17 protein-coding genes and 1 riboswitch are annotated in these 19439 nt (G+C 72.4%); of the genes, 4 read left to right on the top strand and 13 right to left on the bottom strand.

All coding sequences use genetic code 11. The annotated features are described in order from the left end of the window. Window position 1 precedes the first annotated feature (1 nt). The 8 genes from NYZ98_RS00280 to NYZ98_RS00245 form a co-directional block, all read right to left on the bottom strand. Window positions 2-961 (bottom strand): tetratricopeptide repeat protein, encoded by a 960-nt coding sequence (locus NYZ98_RS00280; RefSeq protein ID WP_262840308.1) that lies wholly within the window; start codon window positions 959-961, stop codon window positions 2-4. 105 nt (window positions 962-1066) lie between these two features. Beyond that, the gene (gcvP, locus tag NYZ98_RS00275; protein WP_262840306.1) at window positions 1067-3925 is read right to left on the bottom strand and encodes an aminomethyl-transferring glycine dehydrogenase; all 2859 of its coding nucleotides are present in this window, start codon (window positions 3923-3925) and stop codon (window positions 1067-1069) included. Between the two features lie 163 nt (window positions 3926-4088). Next, a riboswitch (glycine riboswitch) is annotated at window positions 4089-4214 on the bottom strand. 189 nt (window positions 4215-4403) lie between these two features. Further along, a complete protein-coding gene (locus NYZ98_RS00270; RefSeq protein WP_262840305.1) occupies window positions 4404-5024 on the bottom strand; it encodes a MerR family transcriptional regulator in 621 nt (206 codons plus the stop codon). Window positions 5025-5170: 146 nt separating this feature from the next. After that, entirely contained in the window at window positions 5171-5641 is a 471-nt protein-coding gene (locus tag NYZ98_RS00265) for a bifunctional nuclease family protein (RefSeq protein ID WP_262840304.1), read from the bottom strand. A gap of 131 nt (window positions 5642-5772) precedes the next feature. Then, window positions 5773-6450, bottom strand: coding sequence for a transcriptional regulator FtsR (ftsR, locus tag NYZ98_RS00260; protein ID WP_262840302.1), 678 nt, complete (start codon window positions 6448-6450; stop codon window positions 5773-5775). A 12-nt stretch (window positions 6451-6462) separates the two neighbouring features. Then, on the bottom strand, window positions 6463-6966 hold the full coding sequence (locus tag NYZ98_RS00255; protein ID WP_262840300.1) for an FHA domain-containing protein: 504 nt from the start codon (window positions 6964-6966) through the stop codon (window positions 6463-6465). Window positions 6967-7407: 441 nt separating this feature from the next. Then, window positions 7408-9909 carry a mannose-1-phosphate guanyltransferase gene (locus NYZ98_RS00250; RefSeq protein ID WP_262840299.1) on the bottom strand — a complete coding sequence of 834 codons (2502 nt, stop codon included), beginning with the start codon at window positions 9907-9909 and terminating at the stop codon, window positions 7408-7410. Window positions 9910-10003: 94 nt separating this feature from the next. Further along, window positions 10004-10582: a CDP-alcohol phosphatidyltransferase family protein gene (locus NYZ98_RS00245; protein ID WP_262840298.1), complete on the bottom strand. Its 579-nt coding sequence runs from the start codon at window positions 10580-10582 to the stop codon at window positions 10004-10006. A gap of 236 nt (window positions 10583-10818) precedes the next feature. Here NYZ98_RS00245 and NYZ98_RS00240 point away from each other — a divergent pair, with 236 nt between their 5' ends. Further along, window positions 10819-11409: a class I SAM-dependent methyltransferase gene (locus tag NYZ98_RS00240; RefSeq protein WP_262840297.1), complete on the top strand. Its 591-nt coding sequence runs from the start codon at window positions 10819-10821 to the stop codon at window positions 11407-11409. 78 nt (window positions 11410-11487) lie between these two features. Beyond that, a complete protein-coding gene (locus tag NYZ98_RS00235; RefSeq protein WP_262840295.1) occupies window positions 11488-12669 on the top strand; it encodes an acyl-CoA dehydrogenase family protein in 1182 nt (393 codons plus the stop codon). A 9-nt stretch (window positions 12670-12678) separates the two neighbouring features. Here NYZ98_RS00235 and NYZ98_RS00230 read toward each other — a convergent pair whose 3' ends face one another. Next, entirely contained in the window at window positions 12679-13365 is a 687-nt protein-coding gene (locus NYZ98_RS00230) for a gamma-glutamyl-gamma-aminobutyrate hydrolase family protein (protein WP_262840293.1), read from the bottom strand. 535 nt (window positions 13366-13900) lie between these two features. On the opposite strand from NYZ98_RS00230, the gene NYZ98_RS00225 reads away from it, so the two are divergent. After that, window positions 13901-15121, top strand: a complete 1221-nt coding sequence (locus NYZ98_RS00225; RefSeq protein ID WP_262840291.1) for a globin domain-containing protein — start codon at window positions 13901-13903, stop codon at window positions 15119-15121. A 190-nt stretch (window positions 15122-15311) separates the two neighbouring features. Then, the gene (locus NYZ98_RS00220; protein WP_262840290.1) at window positions 15312-15617 is read left to right on the top strand and encodes a ubiquitin family protein; all 306 of its coding nucleotides are present in this window, start codon (window positions 15312-15314) and stop codon (window positions 15615-15617) included. 10 nt (window positions 15618-15627) lie between these two features. On the opposite strand, the gene thyX is transcribed toward NYZ98_RS00220, so the two are convergent. From thyX to NYZ98_RS00200, 4 genes are all read right to left on the bottom strand, one after another. Continuing rightward, window positions 15628-16338, bottom strand: a complete 711-nt coding sequence (thyX, locus tag NYZ98_RS00215) for an FAD-dependent thymidylate synthase (RefSeq protein WP_262840288.1) — start codon at window positions 16336-16338, stop codon at window positions 15628-15630. 74 nt (window positions 16339-16412) lie between these two features. After that, window positions 16413-17165 (bottom strand): ABC transporter permease, encoded by a 753-nt coding sequence (locus NYZ98_RS00210; RefSeq protein WP_262840287.1) that lies wholly within the window; start codon window positions 17163-17165, stop codon window positions 16413-16415. Further along, the gene (locus NYZ98_RS00205; RefSeq protein ID WP_262840286.1) at window positions 17162-18112 is read right to left on the bottom strand and encodes an ABC transporter ATP-binding protein; all 951 of its coding nucleotides are present in this window, start codon (window positions 18110-18112) and stop codon (window positions 17162-17164) included. The genes NYZ98_RS00210 and NYZ98_RS00205 overlap by 4 nt, the downstream gene beginning before the upstream one ends. A 61-nt stretch (window positions 18113-18173) precedes the next feature. After that, complete coding sequence (locus tag NYZ98_RS00200; protein WP_262840285.1) at window positions 18174-19343, bottom strand: amidohydrolase; 1170 nt, start codon at window positions 19341-19343, stop codon at window positions 18174-18176. Between the last annotated feature and the right edge of the window lie 96 nt (window positions 19344-19439).

Raw genomic sequence — 19439 nt, 5'->3', positions numbered from 1 at the left:
GTCAGCCGAGGGTCGGCTCTGGTGGGGGGCCGGCGCGGTGGAGGCGGCGGCGGACCTGGTCGGCCACGTCCGGGTCGGGGTGGTCGAGGCCGTAGGCCCACACCGCCTCGGCGTCGTCGTCGCGCCCGCGCAAGGGCAGGACGCGGGCCAGCAGCTCGATGGCCAGGGCGGCGCCGCCGGCGTCCAGGCCCCCGCCCCCGGGGCCTCCCTGGCCGACGTCTCCTTGGCCGGCGCCTCCGTGGCCCGCGTCCCCCTGGCCCGCGTCGCCGTAGGGGTCCTCGTCGTGCTCGACGGGGGGCGGGCCGTCCTCGGCGGGGGTGGTGCCGCTCTCGACGGCGGCGGCGAACTGGCCGCACGCCATGTCCAGGTGGGCGATGCCGAGCAGGACGCGCAACCGCCCGGCGTCGGTGACGTCGGGGATGTCCAGCGCCTCGATCAGCACGTCGGCGGCCTCCCCCGGTTCGCCCTCGCCGAGCAGGTACTCCGCCAGGCGCTGCGCCGCCAGGGAGGCGGCGCCGCCGTCGCGGGTGGCCAGGGCGGCGCGCAGGGACGCCTCGGCCTCCCGGTCGTCCCCCTGCTGGACGGCGATGCGCGCCAAGGCCAGGTGGGCGGCCGGCAGGTAGGCGGGGGTGCCGACGCCGATCACGGCCTGCCAGGCCGCGCGGGCCTGATCGGTCATGTCGTCGCGCTCGAAGCCGCGCGCGAGGTGGCAGGCCGCCTGGGCGGCGTACTCCGGATGCCCGGTGGCCAGGGCGACGCGGGCGGCGGCCCTGGCACCGGTCACGTCACCGCTCTGCTCCAGCACGACGGCCAGGCCGACGGCGGCCTGGGCCCGGTCGGCCTCCCGCTCGTCGGACGCCAGCTCGGCGAAGATCTCGGCCGCCGCGTCGAGCTCACCGCTCTCGGCCAGCCGCCGCGCGTCCTCGATGCGCCGCCCGGACCTGACCTCGTGGGCCGCCATCGAGACCTCTTCTCCGCATAGGGGGACTCCCGGGCCTCGCGACGCGGGCGCGCCGTCGCGCGCGACATATTATGCCGATCCGGACGGGCGTCCGAGGGTCGTCGCCTAGTCTTCGTATGCCTCCAGCGGCGGGCAGGAGCAGACCAGGTTGCGGTCGCCGTACGCCTGGTCGATGCGGCGGACCGGCGACCAGTACTTGGCGTCGCGCAGGGCGGGCACGGGGTAGGCGGCCTCGGTGCGGGTGTAGGGGTGGGCCCAGTCGTCGGCGACCAGGCAGTCGGCCGTGTGGGGGGCGTTGCGCAGCGGGTTGTCGGTCTTGTCGTAGGCCCCGGAGGCGACCTTGGCGATCTCCTCCCGGATGGCGATCATCGCGTCGCAGAACCGGTCGAGCTCGGCGAGATCCTCGCTCTCGGTCGGCTCGATCATCAAGGTGCCCGCCACCGGGAACGACATGGTCGGTGCGTGGAAGCCGTAGTCGACGAGCCGCTTGGCCACGTCGTCGACGGTGACGCCGGTGTCCTTGGTGATCTGGCGCAGGTCGACGATGCACTCGTGGGCCACCAGGCCCTCGCGGCCGGTGTAGAGGACCGGGTAGTGCGGGGCGAGCCGCCTGGCCAGGTAGTTGGCCGACAGGATCGCCTGCTCGGTGGCCGCCTTGAGGCCCTCGGCGCCCATCATCCTGACGTAGGCCCAGGAGATCGGCAGGATGCCCGCCGAACCGTACGGCGCGGCGGCGACCGGGCCGACCGGGGAGTCCTCCAGCGGGTGCCCGGGCAGGTAGGGGGCCAGGTGGGCGCGGACGGCCACCGGGCCGACGCCGGGGCCGCCGCCGCCGTGCGGGATGCAGAACGTCTTGTGCAGGTTCAGGTGGGACACGTCGGCGCCGAACGAGCCCGGCTTGGCCAGCCCGACCAGCGCGTTGAGGTTGGCGCCGTCGACGTACACCTGCCCGCCGGCCTCGTGGACCTGGTCGCAGATCTCGGTGATCGTCTCCTCGAACACGCCGTGCGTGGAGGGGTAGGTCACCATGATCGCGGACAGCCGGTCGCGGTGCTTGTCGATCTTGGCGCGGAGGTCGGGGACGTCGACGTTGCCCTGGTCGTCGCAGGCGACCACGACGACCCGCATGCCCGCCATGACGGCGCTCGCGGCGTTGGTGCCGTGCGCCGAGGAGGGGATCAGGCACACGTCGCGCTCGTGCTCGCCGTTGGCGCGGTGGTGGGCGCGGATGGCCAGCAGCCCGGCGAACTCGCCCTGGGAGCCGGCGTTGGGCTGCAGCGACACCGCGTCGTAGCCGGTCACCTCGGCCAGCCAGCCCTCCAGGTCCTCGATCAGGCGCAGGTAGCCGCCGACCTGGTCGACCGGCGCGTACGGGTGGATGCCGGCCAGCTCGGGCCAGGTGATCGGCTCCATCTCGGTGGTCGCGTTGAGCTTCATCGTGCAGGAGCCCAGCGGGATCATCGACCGGTCGAGCGCGATGTCCTTGTCCTGGAGCCTGCGCAGGTAGCGCAGCATCGCGGTCTCGGAGTGGTGGGAGTGGAACACCGGGTGGGTGAGGTAGCCGGTGGTCCGCAGCAGCCCGGCGGGCAGCGCGTCGGCGGTGGCGGTGTCCAGGTCGTCCAGCACGACGCCGGTGACCCCGAAGGCCTCCCAGACGGCCGTGAGGTCGCCGGCGGTGGTCTTCTCGTCGCAGGTGACGCCCACGTGGTCGGCGTCGGCGAGGCGCAGGTTGACGCCCCGGTCACGGGCCGCCGCGACGACGGCGGCGGCGCCGCCGGGGACGCGTGCGAGCACGGTGTCGAAGAACTCGTCGTGCACGACCTGGACGCCGGCCTCGCGCAGGCCGGCCGCGAGCAGGGCGGCGTGCCGGTGGGCGCGCTGGGCGATGCGCCGCAGTCCCTCGGGGCCGTGGTAGACGGCGTACATGCCGGCGATGACGGCGAGCAGGACCTGCGCGGTGCAGATGTTGCTGGTGGCCTTCTCGCGGCGGATGTGCTGCTCGCGGGTCTGCAGGGCCAGCCGGTAGGCCGGGTGCCCGTCGGCGTCCTGCGACACCCCGACCAGGCGGCCGGGCATCTGCCGCTGGAGCCCGTCGCGGACGGCCATGTACGCGGCGTGCGGCCCGCCGAACCCGAAGGGCACCCCGAACCGCTGGGAGGAGCCGATCGCGATGTCGGCGCCCAGCGAGCCGGGCGCCTCGACCAGCGTCAGCGCGAGCAGGTCGGCGGCGGCGACCACCAGCGCGCCGCGTTCATGGGCCCGCGCGGCCAGGTCACGGAAGTCGGCGATCCTGCCGCTGGCGCCGGGGTACTGGACCAGCACGCCGAACAGCTCGCCCTCGGGCAGCCCCTGGGCGAGGTCGGCCTCCACCAGCTCGATGCCGAGCGGCTCGGCGCGGGTGGCCAGCACCGCCTTGGTCTGCGGCAGGGCGTCGGCGTCCACGACGAAGACCGGGGCCTTGACGCGGCCGGCGCGGCGGGCGAGCGTCATCGCCTCGGCGGCAGCGGTGGCCTCGTCGAGCAGCGAGGCTCCGGCGACGTCGAGCCCGGCCAGGTCGCTGATCACGGTCTGGAAGTTCAGCAGGGCCTCGAGGCGTCCCTGCGAGATCTCCGGCTGGTAGGGGGTGTAGGCGGTGTACCAGCCGGGGTTCTCCAGCAGGTTGCGCCGGATGACCGCGGGGGTGATCGTGTCGTGGTAGCCCAGGCCGATCATCGAGGTGAGCACCTGGTTGCGGCCGGCCAGGGCGCGCAGCTCGGCGATGGCCTCGGCCTCGCCGGCCGCCTCGGGCAGGTCGAGCGGGCCCTGGGAGCGGATCACCTCGGGCACGGCCACGGCGATCAGGTCGGCGATCGACTCGTAGCCGACGGCCTCCAGCATGCGGGCCTGCTCGGCGTCCGCCGGGCCGATGTGCCGGGTGGCGAAGGGCGGGGCGAAAAGGTCGCGGAGCGGTGACCGATCGGTCATGGGGCCCTCCTGAAGGGGGTAGAGACTGGGCGCGCGCGTATGCCGGGTCTCCCCCTCTGTCAGCGCGACCTTCTCGTCGCGACCTGAGAGCTTCATCCCAGTACGGGGGATTTGCACCGTCGGTGAGACACGCCTGGCGGGCACGTCTACTTTCCAGAGTCGCCTCACCCGTGCGGTACGTGGGCCTGAGAGATTCCGGGGAGGTTGCTCCTTCGGCGCCGGGGTCACTCACCGGCGCCACGTGGAGCGCGGCGCCGGCCCGTGCCCTGGACTCTCCCGCACAGGGTCATAAGCCTTGCGCCAATGGTACCTTCTCGCCCCACGTAAGGGGCTACCCCTATCCTCCGGTTTTGCCGGGTCTTACCCTGACCTGCGGCTTTGCCCGGTTCATCCGCGTATGCCCGGGCTCCTTCTGGAGCCCCGCCCTACCGTTTCTGGAGCCCCGCCCTACCGTCCCCACCCCTGCCCGTGGTGGGGGTCAGCCCGTCTTGCGGGCCTTGCGGCGCCGAGCCAGCTCGTCACCGGGGTGCTCCTCGGAGTCCCTGACGGCCGGCTCCACCCGTTCCCCCGGCAGCTCCGCGAGGGATCCCTCGACCTCACGCCACACGCCGCCGAGGGCGATGCCGAACACGCCCTGGCCGCCCTCGAGCAGGTCGATCACCTCGTCGGCCGAGGTGCACTCGTAGACGCTCACGCCATCGCTCATCAAGGTGATCCGCGCCAGGTCGTTGACCCCGCGCTCGCGCAGATGATGGACGGCGGTGCGTATCTGCTGGAGCGACACCCCGGTGTCGAGCAGGCGCTTGACCACCTTCAGAACGAGGATGTCGCGGAAGCCGTAGAGCCGCTGCGATCCCGAACCGTGCGCCGCCCGGACCGACGGCTCGACGAGCTGGGTGCGTGCCCAGTAGTCGAGCTGGCGGTAGGTGATCCCGGCCGCCGAGCAAGCGGTCGGGCCGCGGTATCCCACGTCGGCGGGCAGCGACGATGGCCGCTCGTCGAACAACAGGCCCTGCTCACCCGCGCGCTCCCGCGCCGACTGGCGCTGGGCCGGATCATGCTGGCCGGCCGTCTTTCCCTCGCCGCTGCTGACCGCCACTGCGGACCTCCGGCTTTCTCTCATCCCACGGTCTGATCTGGGGGTTCGCGAATTACAACCGTGGTTTCCCTTGCACCGTAGGACTGGCGCGATCCTCAGTCAACGATCCCGCTCGGCGCGTCGTGAAGCGTAAATGCCCGATATGGCTAACCGGCACGGCCGAAGTCCTCCGGCGTGATCGTGTCGAGGAACTCGCGGAACTTCTCGACCTCGTCCTCCTGGTCGTCGGGAATGATCACGCCGGCCTCGCGCACGACGTCCTCGCTCGCGAAGATGCTGGCGCCGGTGCGGAGCGCCAGCGCGATCGAGTCCGACGGGCGCGCGCTCACCTCGACCCCGTTGGAGAAGACCAGGTCGGCGAAGAAGATGCCGTCACGCAGCGCCACGATGTTGACCGTCTGCAACCGCACCCCGAGGGCCTCGACCACGTCCTTGAACAGGTCGTGGGTCAGCGGCCGGGGAGGCGGCTCCTCCGCCTGCGCCAGAGCGATGGCCGTGGCCTCGGTCATCCCAATCCAGATAGGCAGATAACGCTCACCCTTCGCCTCTTTGAGCAGGACGATGGGTTGGTTGGAGGGCATCTCTACACGAACCCCCACGACCTCCATCTGCAACACAGGCTGCTCCGTCTCATTGGGTCACCGGCCCGCTCCGGGCCTGTTCCTTTGCGGCTCCCGGCTCGCGGCGTGACCATCGCCGCAAAATTCAACGTAACATCCCCGCACCCCGAATTGTCCGGGCGCCTCCGTCAGCGGCCCAGAATGCCCCTCAGACCGCCCCGCACCAGGGCGGTGTGCAGCTCAAGGAGCAGGACCGAGAGCTCCTTGGCGGTCTCCTCGGCCTGGTCGGCCGCGCCCGGGGCGCGGCGGCGCCGCAGCGGCGCCACGGCCTGCTCCACGAGCCCGGCCTCGCGCTCGGCGGCGGCCTTGAGCACCCGCAGGTGGCGGGGGTGCAGGCCGAACCTGGACAGCGCGCCCGAGGTCCTGGCCACGGCGAGGTCCTCGGCGTCGTACCACCGGGCGACCGGGGCCAGCAGGCCGTAGTCCTCCAGCTCCACGAGGGTCTCCTCGTCGACGCCGGCGGCGCGCAGCAGCTCGGCGCGACTCAGCCGGACCTCCGGGGACGCGTCGACCCCGAGGGACCGGGGCCGGGTGGCGTGCGGCCCCCCGGCCTCCTCGGTCTCCAGGTGGTCCTTGATCACCCTGAGCGGCAGGTAGCGGTCGCGCTGGGCGGTGAGGATGTAGCGCAGGCGTTCGACGTCGGCGTGGGTGAACTTGCGGTACCCCGACGGGGAGCGCTGGGGCTCGATGAGCCCCTCGCCCTCCAGAAAGCGGATCTTGGAGACGGTGACGTCGGGGAAGTCGCCCCGCAGGATCTCGAGGACCTCCCCGATGCTCATGAACGCCCTGGCCGCCTGCGCGCCCATCACCGCTCCTCCTCACCCACGCGTGAGGAACACCAGCCGGAACTTGCCGATCTGGACTTCGTCGCCGCCCGTCAGGGGCTGCTCCTCGATGCGCTCGCGGTTGACGTAGGTGCCGTTGAGGCTGCCGACGTCGCGTGCGGTGAAGTAGTCACCCCGCCGGTAGAACTCCGCGTGCCTGCGCGAGACGGTCACGTCGTCCAGGAAGATGTCGCTCTCGGGGTGGCGCCCCGCCGTGGTGAGCTCGCTGTCGAGCAGGAAGCGGCTTCCGGCGTTCGGGCCCCGCATCACGACCAGCAGGGCCGTCCCGGGCGGCAACTGGTCGACGGCCGCCCGGTCGGGTATGAGCGTCTGTCCTGTCGCGTCGCCGTCCATCGCCTCGATCCCGCTGAGGGAGATCGTGGAGGTGGTGTCCCCCGGCGTAGTCTCGACACGATTCAGCGGCGACCCGCACCGTGAGCAGAAACGGGCGTCGTCAGGGTTGGCATGACCGCACTGCGTGCAGTAGACGCTCGGCATCGATCGGCTCGGCCTCCTACCGCGAAGTCGCGGCGACGGTGCTTGGGCGGCGTGCCTCGGATCTTCGCTTCTCATAGTTGCTCAGACTGCGAATGCCGCAACTTACGCTGATGAGTCGCAAAGGTCAAGATGAGGGCAGGCTCACGTGTTCGGACATGCTACTGGCAGGGCTCGCTCGGGTACTCGGTGGCGGGGGCTCGCGTACGTTCCTGACGGTGCTCGCCCACGCTCCTTCCGGCCCGGCTCGCCGCGCCGGTCCAAAGCTACCGCCCACGCCGCCCTCCGGTCCATGCGGCGCGCCGTTCGATTGTGACCGGAAAAGGGTGGTTCGTGGCAGAACGGGGCCCGGGTCCCTGGCCGGACCCGGCCGAGGGCCGCGGTGGGCCCGGCACGGCCGGTGCCGGAGCGCGGCCCCCGGCCGGTGCCGGGACGCGGCCGGGGTCAGGTGCCGACGGCCTGCTCCACGACGCGTGCCCAGCGCTCCAGGAGCCCCTGGGCGATGTCGAGGTCGTCCCCCTCGGCCCACAGGTGGGTGACGGCCTCGGTGGGGTCGGGCAGGATCAGCGCCCAGCCGCCGTCCTCCTCCACCACGCGCACCCCGTCGGTGGTGTCCAGGTCGTACCCGTCGGCGGCCTCCACCACCGAGCGCATGACCGCCCCCTTGGCCGCCCAGGGGGTAGGGACGGTGCGTTTGAGCATCTTGGCCTGCGGGATGCGGGCGTCGATCTGGCTGAGCGACAGCCGGGTGCGCGCCACCAGCCCGAGGATGCGCAGGAAGGCCGCCAGGCCGTCCACCGTCGGGGCGAACTCCGGGACGATGAAGCCGCCGCGCCCGTCCGCCGCGAAGATCAGCTCGGGGTCGGCGGCCGCGGAGGTCAGGGCGTCCAGGGCGGTGGAGGTCCACTGCACCTGCGCCCCGTGGAAGCGGCACACCTGCTCGGCCACCCGGGTGGTGGTCACCGGCAGGGCCACCCGGCCGCCGCGGCGCTCGGCGGCCACCAGGTCGAGCACGACGAGCTGCGCCCGCTCCTCGCTGATCAGCTGCCCCATCTCGTCGACCAGGGAGATGCGCTCCCCCACCGGGTCGAAACGCACGCCGAAAGCGGCCCTGGAGGACCCTACGAGCTCCGCCAGGCGCTGGAGGTCCCTGCGGCGCTCGGCGAGCGTCTCGGTCGGCGAGGCGTCGTCCAGGCGGTTGTTGACGGTGAGCACGTCCACCCCGACCCGGCCGAGCAGGCTCGGCAGCACCAGCGAGGAGGTGCCGCCCGCGCAGTCGATCACGACCTTCATCTCGGCGTCCCGCACGCCGGACATGTCGATCCAGCGCAGCAGCTCGCGGGTGTAGTCCTCCACGGCCCTGGCGGGGAAGCTCAGCTCGGCGATCTCGCCGGGGAAGGCGCGGCGGAACTCCTGGCGGGAGAAGACGCGCTCCAGCTTGCGCTGGGCGCCCTGGGACAGGTCGGCGCCGTTCTCGTCCATGAAGATGATGTCGACGCTCTGGGGGTCGCCCGGGGTGGTGCGCAGCGCGATGCCGCCCGAGGCGGTCTCGTTGGAGGTGTGGAAGCGCGCCACCGGCAGCGGGGTGGCCTCCAGGTCGAGCACGTTGATCGCGCTGGCGGTGAGGGCGCTGATGACGGCGCGCTTGAGGGCGCGGGCCGCCCGCGAGGAGTCGCGGGAGGTGATGACCGAGGCGCCCTTCTTCAGCGTCGTGGCGTAGGCGCTGGCCAGGCGCACGCACAGCTCGGGGGTGATCTCGACGTTGACCAGGCCGGAGACGCCGCGCGGGCCGAACAGGCTGCGCTGGCCGCGCGACTCCCAGATGACGCTGGTGTTGACGACCGCGCCGGCCTCGATGGTCTTGAAGGGGTAGATCTTGACGCCGGAGGAGACGTAGGCCTCGGCCTCGATCACGCACTCGTCGCCGACGATGGCGTTCTCCTCGATGCGGGCGCCGGTCATCACGTCGGTGTTCTTGCCGATCACGCAGCCGCGCAGGTGGGCGCTCGGGCCGATGTAGACGTTGTCGTGGACGACGGCGCGGTGCAGGAAGGCGCCCTCCTTGACCACCACGTTGTCGCCGATGACGGTGTACTCGCGGATCTCGGCGCCCGCCTCGACCTTGGCGTACCCGCCGATGTACAGGGGGCCCTTGAGTATGGCGTCGGGGTCGACCGAGGCGCCCTCGGCGACCCAGACGCCCGGGGAGAGCTCGAAGCCGTCGGCGTCCAGCCGCACCCGGCCCGACAGGGCGTCGGCCTGGGCCTTCAGGTAGCTCTCGTGGGTGCCGACGTCCTCCCAGTAGCCGCCGGTGACGTAGCCGTACAGCGGGGCGCCGCGGGCCAGCAGCTTGGGGAACACGTCCGAGGACCAGTCGACCGGCACGCCGGGGGCGACCTCGTCCAGGACCTCGGGCTCCATCACGTACACGCCGGTGTTGACGGTGTCGGAGAACACCTGGCCCCAGGTGGGCTTCTCCAGGAAGCGCTGCACCCGGCCCTGCTCGTCGACGATGATGATCCCGAACTCCAGGGGGTTCGGGACGCGTTTCAGCCCGATGGTGACCATCGCGCCGTTCTCCTCGTGGAACCTGATCATGTCGGTCAGGTCGATGTCGGTCAGCGCGTCGCCGGAGATCACCAGGAAGCGCTCGTCGCGCAGCTTGTCGGCGGCGTTCTTCACGCTCCCCGCCGTGCCGAGGGGGATCTCCTCGGTGGCGTAGTGCAGGCTCATGCCCAGTTCGTCGCCGTCGCCGAAGTAGTTGCGCACCAGGGCGGCGAGGAACTGGACGGTGACGACGGTCTCGGTGAAGCCGTGCCGCTTCAGCAGGCGCAGCACATGCTCCATGATCGGCCGGTTGACTACGGGGAGCAGGGGTTTGGGCTGGTTGGCGGTCATCGGCCGCAGCCGAGTGCCCTCACCGCCCGCCATCACGACGGCCTTCACAGATCACCCTCCGGCTGTTCCGACACGGTGGGCGCACGGTCGCGCTCGCGCGGGCAGTCGCCGTGGGGATCCGCCGGGGCGGCCCCACGATCGCTCATGCCCGGCTCGCCCCTCCGATGAGCCGGCGCCCCTGAACCACGTACAGCGCCCCCGCCCACCAATAAAGACCTGTTCCCCAGATGACGAAGGCCCATCCCAGGATCCGGGCCACGTCGGCGTACCAGCCGTCGTGGGAGGCCAGGAAGAGCAGCGGGAAGGCGTAGAGCAGGTTGGCCGTCGCCGCCTTGCCGAGGAAGTGCACCGGCAGGGCGGGGCCGAAGCCGTACCTGCGCAGGACCGGGACGCCGAGCAGCAGCACCACGTCCCGCGCGACGACCACGGCGGTCAGCCACCAGGGGATGACCTCGCGCAGCGTCAGCCCGATCAGCGTGGCCAGGATGTAGAGCCGGTCGGCCAGCGGGTCGAGCAGCCTGCCCAGTTTGCTGGTCTGGTTCCACGCCCGGGCCAGTTTGCCGTCCAGCCAGTCGGAGAAGCCCGCCGCCAGCAGCAGCGCGAGGGCCCACGCGTCGGCCTTGGGCCCGAGCACCAGCCACAGGAACACCGGCACGCCGAGCAGCCGCAGCAGGCTCAGCGCGTTCGGAACCGTCCAGATGCGGTCCTCAGCCGATTCCACCCGTGACTCCCCTCGTGATCCTGGTGCCGACCCTACCCGGGTACGCCGCCGTACGGCGCTGGGGAGGAGCCCGGTATCGCGTCATATCCTGGGACGACGAGGCGCCCGGGCCGGCAGGGGCCCCTCCGGGGCGGGGACCATCGTCCCCGGGGAGGAGCGGGCGGCCTCCGGGGGACCCACGAGATCGGCCGTACGTCAGACGCGAGTGGACCGTTTTGTTCTTTAGGGTCAGTGCCATGGCCAATGACGCAACGCTCTTCTTCGGGCAGTTCGTGCGGTCGCCCGGCACCACCGGGGCGGTCCTGCCCAGCTCACAACGCCTGGCGAGGGTCGTCACCTCGCCCGTCCCCGAACGGGGGGACCCCGTCGTCGTGGAGCTCGGCCCGGGGACGGGGGTCTTCACCGCCGAGATCCAGCGCCGGCTCGGCGGGCGGGGGCACCACCTGGCCGTCGAGATCAACCCCGCGCTCGCCGCGCGGCTCGCCGACCGCCATCCGGGGGCCAAGGTCGTCGTGGCCGACGCGGTGAACCTCCCCGCGCTGCTGGCCAAGGACGGGCTGGAGCGGGCCGACGTGGTGGTCAGCGGGCTGCCCTGGGCGGCGTTCCCCGGCGGGCTCCAGGACCGGCTGCTGGAGGCGATCCGCCAGGTGCTCGCGCCCGCGGGGGCGTTCACCACGTTCGCCTACGTGCACGCGCGCACGCTGCCGCCGGCGATGCGATTCCGCCGCCGGCTGCTGGAGTCCTTCGAGGAGGTCGTGCCGAGCAGGACGGTGTGGGGCAACGTGCCCCCGGCCTTCGTGTACCACGCCCGGCGTCCGCGCCACTGAACCGCGCGCTCGACCGAACCACGTTCTACCATGGCGCCGCGACGCACCGCCCGCAGCGCCGACGAACGGAGAGACACGGTGGACTTCACGCTTCCCGAGAGCGCCCTGGACGTGCGGCGCGGCATCGGCGACATCTGCTCGCGCTACGACATGGACTACTGGCAGCGGTGCGAGTCCGAGAAGCGCTGGCCCGAGGAGGTGTGGGCCGAGCTGGCCAAGGGCGGCTGGCTCGGCCTGGCGGTGCCCGAGGAGTACGGCGGCGGCGGCCAGGGCCTGCTGGAGCTGGCGGTGGCCACCGAGACCCTGTCGGCCTCGGGCTCGGCGGGCGGGTCGGCGTTCACCTACGTGCTGACGCCCGGCTTCGGCGCGATGACGATCGCCCGGCACGGCTCGGCCGAGCAGCGGGCCGAACTGCTGCCGAGGCTCGCCGCGGGCGAGGTGGAGACCTGCTTCGCGCTGACCGAGCCGGACGCGGGGTCCAACTCGCTGGCCATCACGACCTCGGCGCGCCGCGACGGCGGCGAGTACGTGATCAACGGCCAGAAGATCTGGATCACCGGCGTCCAGCGGGCGACGTGGATGCTGCTGGTCACCCGCACGATCCCGGCGGCCGAGGCCCGGCCGCGCACCAACGGGCTCACGGTGTTCCTGGTGAACGTGCCCGAGGCGGTGGCGGCGGGCCGGATGTCCTACCGGCCGATCCCGAAGATGGGCGCCAACACCACCCCCTCGAACATGGTCTTCATCGACGACCTGCGGGTGCCCGCCACCAGCGTGCTCGGGCAGGCCGACCAGGGCGCGGCCGTGCTGTGGGACATCCTCAACCCCGAGCGCGTCCTGCTGGGCGCCAGCGCCCTGGGCGGGGCCGAGGTGGCGCTGCGGGTCGCGGTCGCCTACGCCAAGGAGCGCCAGGTGTTCGGCCGGCCCATCGGCGCCAACCAGGCGATCGCCTTCCCGCTCGCGCAGGTCAAGGCGAAGATCGAGCTGGCCAGGCTGATGCTGTACAAGGCGGCGTGGCTGTTCGACCGCCAGCTGCCGTGCGGCACCGAGGCCAACATCGCCAAGCTCACGGCCTCGCAGGTGGCCTGGGAGGCCGCCGACCACGCCTTCCAGACGCACGGCGGGATGGCGTACTCGCTGGAGTACCCGGTGGCCCGGTTGCTGGCCGACGCCCGGATCGGCAGGGTCGCGCCCGTCACCGAGGAGCTGCTGCTCAACTACCTGGCCACGCAGGTGCTCGGCCTGCCGAGGAGCTTCTGAGCCCGCTCCCTACGGCATGGCCGCCTCGACCAGGGCGTCCACGAGGCGGTTGTCCTCCCCGCGCTCGGGGTGCCACTGGACGCCCACGCAGAAGCGGTGGCCCTGCAGCTCGACGGCCTCGACGATCTGGTCGTCGGCCCAGGCGACGGCCAGCAAGCCCTCGCCGAGCCGCTTGAGCGCCTGGTGGTGGGGGGTGGCCACCTCGATGCGGTCGCCCACCGCCTTGCCCACCTTGCTGGACACGCTGATCTGGATCACGTGCGGGGCGCTCGCGGCGTGCCGCTCGTGGTGCACCGCCTCGGGGAGCCACCGGATCAGGTTCCCGCCCAGGGCGACGTTCAGGACGTGCATGCCGCGCGAGACGCCGAGGACCGGGATGCCGGCCTGCACGGCGGCCCTGGCGAGCCCGATCTCGAACCGGTCGCGCGCGGGCTGGGGCTCCTCGACCCGCTCGTCGCGCTCCTCGCCGTAGGCGCCGGGGTCGACCTCCACGCCGCCGGCCAGGATGAGGCCGGAGAGGCCACGGACGTAGCCGTCGATGGCCCCCAGGCTGAGCGGGGGGACGAGCACGGGGGCGCCCCCCGCCTTGTCCACCGACTTCGCGTAAGCGGGCGGCGAGAGCACGGCCTCGCGGACCCACGTGCCCCAGCGGGCGGCGTCGAAGTAGGTGGTGATACCGATCAACGGTCGGGACATGCGGTCTCCAGGGGCTCGCGCCAAGGTCGTACCGCCATGTCGCAGCGGCACCCAGCCCATCAGCAGTGGCGAACCCATCATTGCGCACAACATTTCGGGTATGTCACGTATCCGGGTATCAGTCCCGTCACTTCCGCACCATAAGCCCCATCAGTCCCACGAGCCCCACCCGCCCCACGGCCCCTGGCGCCGCACCCGGGAGGCCGTCCGGGAAGGGGGCGGCGGGGGGCCCGGCGCATTCCGGGCGGGGCACGGCCACCGGCCCGGGGAATGCGATAAAAGCGAACGCGATTATTTTTCACCTCTATTCCCGGCACCTCCGGCCCTCATTACGGAGAATCACGCCCCAATTACAAAGAGTTCGCTTTCACGTCACCTTGTGGTGAAACGGTTGTGAGGCTCATGAGGGAATGGAAGACTCCAATTCGAGCGATCGGTCGAGCCGGGGCCACCGGACGCTCACGACCCGGACCGTCAGGGAGGTGGACCAACAAGATCGGATGTTGAATCCGATCAATTAGGGTGGCGTCGACATATGTCGTTGAATCCGCGTCTTGTCAAGGAGAGTTTCTCGGCCATCGAGCCGGTCATGGGCAAGGCCGTCGCGTACTTCTACGGCAGGCTTTTCGCGGCGAGCCCGCACCTTCGCGGCATGTTCCCGCCCGCCATGGACGTCCAGCGCGACCGGCTGTTCAGCGCGCTGACCCGCGTCGTGTGGAGCCTGGACAGCCCTGACAGCCTCGGCTCCTATCTCGCCCAGCTCGGCAGGGACCACCGCAAGTACGGCGTGCTGGCCGAGCACTACACCGCCGTGGGCAACGCGCTGCTGGCCACGATCAAGCGCTTCGCCGGCGACACGTGGACCGACGAGATCGAGGCCGCCTGGGTCGCGGCCTACACCGCCGCGGCGAACATCATGATCGAGTCGGCCGAGGCCGACGCCGGGGTCTCGCCCGCGTGGTGGCCGGCCGAGGTGATCGACCACGAGCTGCGCGCCCCCGGCATCGCCGTCGTCACCCTGCGGCCGGGCACGCCGATGGACTTCGTCCCAGGGCAGTACCTCAACCTGCAGGTCGCCCGCTGGCCGCGCGTCTGGCGCACCTTCTCCATCGCCAACGCCCCCCGGCCCGACAACACCATCCGCCTGCACGTGCGGGCCATCAGCGGCGGGTGGGTCAGCACCGCCCTGGTCAAGCACACGCGGATCGGCGACACCCTGCTGCTCGGGCCGCCGGTCGGCACCATGGCCCCGCCCGCGGAGTGCATGCGCGACATCATCTGCGTCGCCGGCGGCACCGGCCTGGCGCCGCTGAAGGCCATCGTCGAGCACGTGATCGCCTCCGGCCGGCGGCCGAACATCCACCTCCTGGTCGGCGCGCGCACCGCCGCCGAGCTGTACGACCTGGCCGACCTGTCCCGCATGGAGGCCGGGTTCCCCTGGTTGCGGGTCCTGCCGGTGGTGTCCGACGACCCGGGCTACGACGGGATGCGCGGCCCGCTGCCGGAGGTCGTGCAGCGCTTCCACTCCTGGGCCGACCACGAGGTGTACGTCTGCGGCCCGCCGGCCATGGTCGCCGAGACCGTGCGGCGCCTGGAGGGCGACGGGGTGCCGCCCGCGCGCATCCACTGCGACCCCGCACAGGGAGAGTCCCGGTCGATCTACCACGTTCAACCAGAAATTCAAGGACTATCCGGGCGAACCGCTCAGCCAAATCGCGTGGAGTCCGGCGGTCGTCCCGGCGACGTGACACGATGATGCCGATCCGCGCGCAGCGGCCGAACACGCTGACCGGGCGCCCACGCCGAGCCGGGGGACAGGCGGTGCGGGCCCGGCACCCGGAAAGGAAGGCGATCATGCAGGGCACCCTGCCCGCCGCCGGCACCAGGCGACTCCCTCCCCATGCCGCGCCGGTCCGCTCCGCCGCTCCGGCCGCGCGCTGACTCCCATGGCCAAGCCGGTCACGCTCGTGACGTTCGTCCTGCCCAGCACCCTCGGACACTGGGGCAGCGGGGCGACCGAGGTCCGCGTCTTCGCCGTGGCGGACTCCGACGAGGGCCGCCCCACGCTGGGCGGCGCCCTCCACACCCTGCGCCGCACCCACCCGATGCTCGAGAAACGGCTGTGCGACGAGCACGGCGGGATCCGCCGCCACATCAGCATGTTCGTGTGCGGGGAGAACGCCCGCCGCCTCGGCGGCCTGGCCTGCGCCCTGCCCCCGGGCGCGGAGGTCTACGTCCTGCCCGCCCTGTAGGGCCGGACGGCTACGGGGCCACGCGGCCCGAGGCGTTGAAGGCGGCGTGGGTGAGCGGCATCAGCCCCGACCAGAGCGCCTCCATCTTCTCGGCCACCATCTCGATCTCGCGCTGGGGGAACGACGGCACGACGGCCCGCTCGTCCTTGGTGCGCAGCGACAGGAAGTGCATCAGCGAGCGGGCGTTGCACGTGGCGTACATGGAGGAGAACAGCCCGACGGGCAGCACCGCCCGCGCCACCTCGCGCGCGACCCCGGCCTCCAACATGTCCTGATATGCCGCATAAGACCGCCGATAGGAATTCTCCATCGCCTCGGTCACCACCTTGTACTGCTCGGCGTCTCCCTCGACGAACTCGTAACGCCCCGGCTTTCCTTCCTGCACCAGTTTCCGCTCCCGCCCGGGAACATAAAAAACCGGCTGAAGCTCCCGATATCTCCCGCTTTCCTCGTTATATGACCATCCCACCCTGTGCCGGTGGAATTCCCGGAACACCAGGATGGGGGCGCCGATGAAGAAGGTCATGGAGTTGTGCTCGAAAGGGCTGCCGTGGCGGTCGCGCATCAGGTAGTTGATCAGGCCCTTGGAGCGCGCGGGATCCTGGTCGACCGCCTCCAGGGACTGCTCGCCCGCGGTGGACACCCGGGCCGCCCACACCACGTCGGAGTCGGAGGCGTTGTGCCTGACCAGCTCCACCGTCACGTCGTTCAGAAATCTCACGCCCGGGTCCCCTCGTCGTCGGCCGTCCACATCGTAGGGGAGGTGCCCGCCGGCGGCGCGGACGGCTCGGATGTTCAGGTGATGTCGCGGCGGATGGTGGTCAGGGACGCGACGGCCGCGAAGACCGCCGCGTACCCGACGAGCAGCGCCGCGCCGCCCCAGGCCGGCAGGTAGCCGCTGCCGAACGGCGACGAGACCCCGTACACCGCCTGGGCGGCCCCGCCCGGCAGCCACTTGCCGACGCTCGGCAGCAGCGCCACGAGGATGCTCTCCAGGACATAGACCCAGCCGACGCCGACGACGATGGCCGCGACCTGGTTGCGCAGCAGGGATCCGACGGCGAGGCCGAGGATGGCGTACAGCGCCATCGCCCCGACGACCCCGGCGCACACGCGGGCGACGTCGCCGCCGATCAGGGACAGGCTCGCCCCCCTGATGAGCAGCGCCGGTATCGCGACGGCGAAGGCGAGCGCGATCCCCGCCAGGCCGAACAGCAGGCCGACGACGGCGCAGGCGGCGAGCTTGGCGGCCACGACCCGTTCCCTGCGCGGGGTCACCAGGAAGGTGTAGGTGATCGTCTGGAAGCGGTACTCCCCCGTCATCAGCAGGGTGCCGATGACGAACGCGAACACCAGGCCGGTGCCCGCCTGGCTGAACAGGTTGCGCACCCCCTCGGGGCCGGTGACGGCCGGGACGCCCTGGGCGCCGGACAGGACGCTCAGCGCGACCAGCCCGATGGCGGTGAAGCCCAGGGAGAGCGCGAGCATGCCCCAGACCATGCGCGTGGTGAAGACCTTCAGCAGCTCCGCCCTGACCAGCCGCGTCATGACGCGCTCCCGGGGGCGCCGGTCACGGCGCCGGCGACCGGGGGCGGGGGCGGCCCGCCGGGGGCGGCGGTGAGTTCCATGAAGACCGCCTCGAGGTCGGACCGCTCCCTGACCAGCTCCGACAGCACGACCCGCTCGTCCAGCGCCGCCTGGCCGACCGTCTCGGGCGGGGCGCCGTGCACCAGCAGGACACCGTCCTGCGGCGACTCCACGGTGGCGCCGGCCGCTTCGAGGCGGGCCCGCAGCCGCTCGACCCCGGCGCCGGCGACCCGCACGCCGCGGTCGCCGGCCGAGGTCAGCTCGGCCAGCGTGCCCTCCCGCACCATGCGGCCCCCGGCGATGATGACGACGTCGTCCACCGTCTGCTCGACCTCGGCCAGGACGTGGCTGGAGACCAGCACGGCGCAGCCCTGGTCGTCGGCGAGGAACCGCAGGAACCCGCGCAGCCACTGGATCCCGCCGGGGTCCAGGCCGTTCGCGGGCTCGTCCAGGATGAGGATCCGGGGCTCGCCGAGCAGGGCGGTCGCCAGGGCCAGGCGCTGGCGCATCCCGAGGGAGAACCCGGCGACCCGTTTGCGCGCCACGTCGGCGAGGCCGACCTGGCCGAGGGTCTGCTCGGCGCGGGCCTCGGGCAGCCCGGCGGCGGCGCACAGCACCCTGAGGTGGTCGCGGGCGGTGCGGCCGGGATGGAAGTTCGTCGCCTCCAGCACCGCGCCGACCTCGCACACCGGCCGGGCCAGGTCGGCGTACCTGCGGCCGTTGACCAGGGCCTCGCCGGAGTCGGGGGCGACCAGGCCGAGCAGGGAGCGCAGGGTGGTGGTCTTCCCGGCCCCGTTCGGGCCGAGGTAGCCCGTGACGGTGCCCGCCTCCACGGTGAACGACACGTCGTCCACGGCGCGGACGGCGCCGAAGGACTTGGACAGGTTGCGGATCTCGATCGCAGGCATCACCCGGGATTATCCGCATATTCGACCGGCGTGCCTAGGGAGGGGCCGGCGAGGGCGTGCGTCAGAGGCGGTAGACGCGGCGGGCGTTGCCCGAGCCGAGCATGTGGGCGACGCGGGCCGCGTCGGCGGTGCTCCACTCCCCCTCGCCGAGCCGGGCGGCGAGCACGCGGGCCAGGCCGCGCCGGAAGCACAGCGCGCCCAGGTGGCTCGTCTCGGCGGCGCCGTGGCAGCCGGAGCTGAACATCAGCTTGTGGTACGGGGCCAGTTCCAGCAGCTCGCCGAGGATCGCGGCCGAGCCGGTCGCCGCGCGGGCCGGCCCGAGGCCCACGTCGACGTACACGTGCGGCAGCACGCCGGCCAGGTAGGCCGCCTGGCGGTGGAAGGGGTGGCAGTGCAGCAGGATCGCCGGGACGCCGGTCGGGCGCAGCGCGCGCAGGAAGCCGGTCAGCAGCGCGGGGTCGGACCGGGTCAGGTCGGCGTGCGGGTCGGCGTACCCGGTGTGGACCTGCAGGGGCAGGCCGCGCTCGCGGGCGACGTCGACCGCCGTCCACAGCAGGTGGCGCAGCAGGACGGGGTCGGTGAGCGGCTCCCCCGGCCGGGCGAGCCGCCGCCCGGCCGCCGCGATCACCGTGCCCCGGCCGGGGCGGGCCGGGTCCAGGTCCAGGCCGTGGCGGCAGGCGGCGACCGACTTCAGGGCCACGGCACGGGAGGCGCGGTCGGCGAGCCGCTCGGCGAGGGCGCGCGGGTAGCCCACCGCGGTCGGCCCCTCCTTGGCGAGGTCCTCCTCGATGGGCTCCAGCCGGACGACCTCGTCGGCGGCGGCGCCGCCGAGCCGCCCCATCTCGGCGGCGGTGAGCAGCTCGCCGTCTCGTCCGCCGTCGGGTCCGCCGTCGACCAGGAAGGCGACGACCCCGGCCGCGCGCAGCAGCCGCCCGTTGGCCTCGGCCGGGCCGAGCTCGGCCCGGCGCGCCAGGTAGACCGCCGGGGGCGCGTGCGGGTCGAGTCCGAGCACCGGGGCGCACCAGCGCCGGATGGCGGTGCCCAGCGGGGTGTCGAAGTGCGTCGTCCCCGGCGGCGCCGGGGTGCCCGCCGCGGTGATCAGGGTCTCGAAGCGGGCGCGGTCGAGCTCGTCGCGGCGGACGCCCCGGCAGTGATGGTCGACGAGCGGGGCGAGCAGCGCCGCGCGCACCGCGGAGGGGACCTGGACCGGGAGCGCGCCGTCCTGGTCCATCGGTCCCACCCCGCCTTGTCGTCAGTGCACGCGGCCCCGGTGCCCGGCCTGTGGACTCTAAGGGCGGGTCACGGCCCCGGCGGCGGCTTCCCCGCC

Source organism: Sphaerisporangium corydalis (genome assembly GCF_025506355.1).
Classification (GTDB): Bacteria; Actinomycetota; Actinomycetes; order Streptosporangiales; family Streptosporangiaceae; genus Sphaerisporangium; species Sphaerisporangium corydalis.
Note: the sequence above shows the minus strand (reverse complement) of the source record. Positions and strands in the feature narration are given on the sequence as shown.

What these genes read in the sequence shown, in the direction of transcription:
- NYZ98_RS00280 (WP_262840308.1), bottom strand. Translation starts at nt 961, where the DNA reads ATGGCGGCCCACGAGGTCAGGTCCGGGCGGCGCATCGAGGACGCGCGG.
- gcvP (WP_262840306.1), bottom strand. Translation starts at nt 3,925, where the DNA reads ATGACCGATCGGTCACCGCTCCGCGACCTTTTCGCCCCGCCCTTCGCC.
- ftsR (WP_262840302.1), bottom strand. Translation starts at nt 6,450, where the DNA reads ATGGGCGCGCAGGCGGCCAGGGCGTTCATGAGCATCGGGGAGGTCCTC.
- NYZ98_RS00255 (WP_262840300.1), bottom strand. Translation starts at nt 6,966, where the DNA reads ATGCCGAGCGTCTACTGCACGCAGTGCGGTCATGCCAACCCTGACGAC.
- NYZ98_RS00240 (WP_262840297.1), top strand. Translation starts at nt 10,819, where the DNA reads ATGGCCAATGACGCAACGCTCTTCTTCGGGCAGTTCGTGCGGTCGCCC.
- NYZ98_RS00230 (WP_262840293.1), bottom strand. Translation starts at nt 13,365, where the DNA reads ATGTCCCGACCGTTGATCGGTATCACCACCTACTTCGACGCCGCCCGC.
- NYZ98_RS00225 (WP_262840291.1), top strand. Translation starts at nt 13,901, where the DNA reads ATGTCGTTGAATCCGCGTCTTGTCAAGGAGAGTTTCTCGGCCATCGAG.
- NYZ98_RS00220 (WP_262840290.1), top strand. Translation starts at nt 15,312, where the DNA reads ATGGCCAAGCCGGTCACGCTCGTGACGTTCGTCCTGCCCAGCACCCTC.
- NYZ98_RS00210 (WP_262840287.1), bottom strand. Translation starts at nt 17,165, where the DNA reads ATGACGCGGCTGGTCAGGGCGGAGCTGCTGAAGGTCTTCACCACGCGC.
- NYZ98_RS00205 (WP_262840286.1), bottom strand. Translation starts at nt 18,112, where the DNA reads ATGCCTGCGATCGAGATCCGCAACCTGTCCAAGTCCTTCGGCGCCGTC.
- NYZ98_RS00200 (WP_262840285.1), bottom strand. Translation starts at nt 19,343, where the DNA reads ATGGACCAGGACGGCGCGCTCCCGGTCCAGGTCCCCTCCGCGGTGCGC.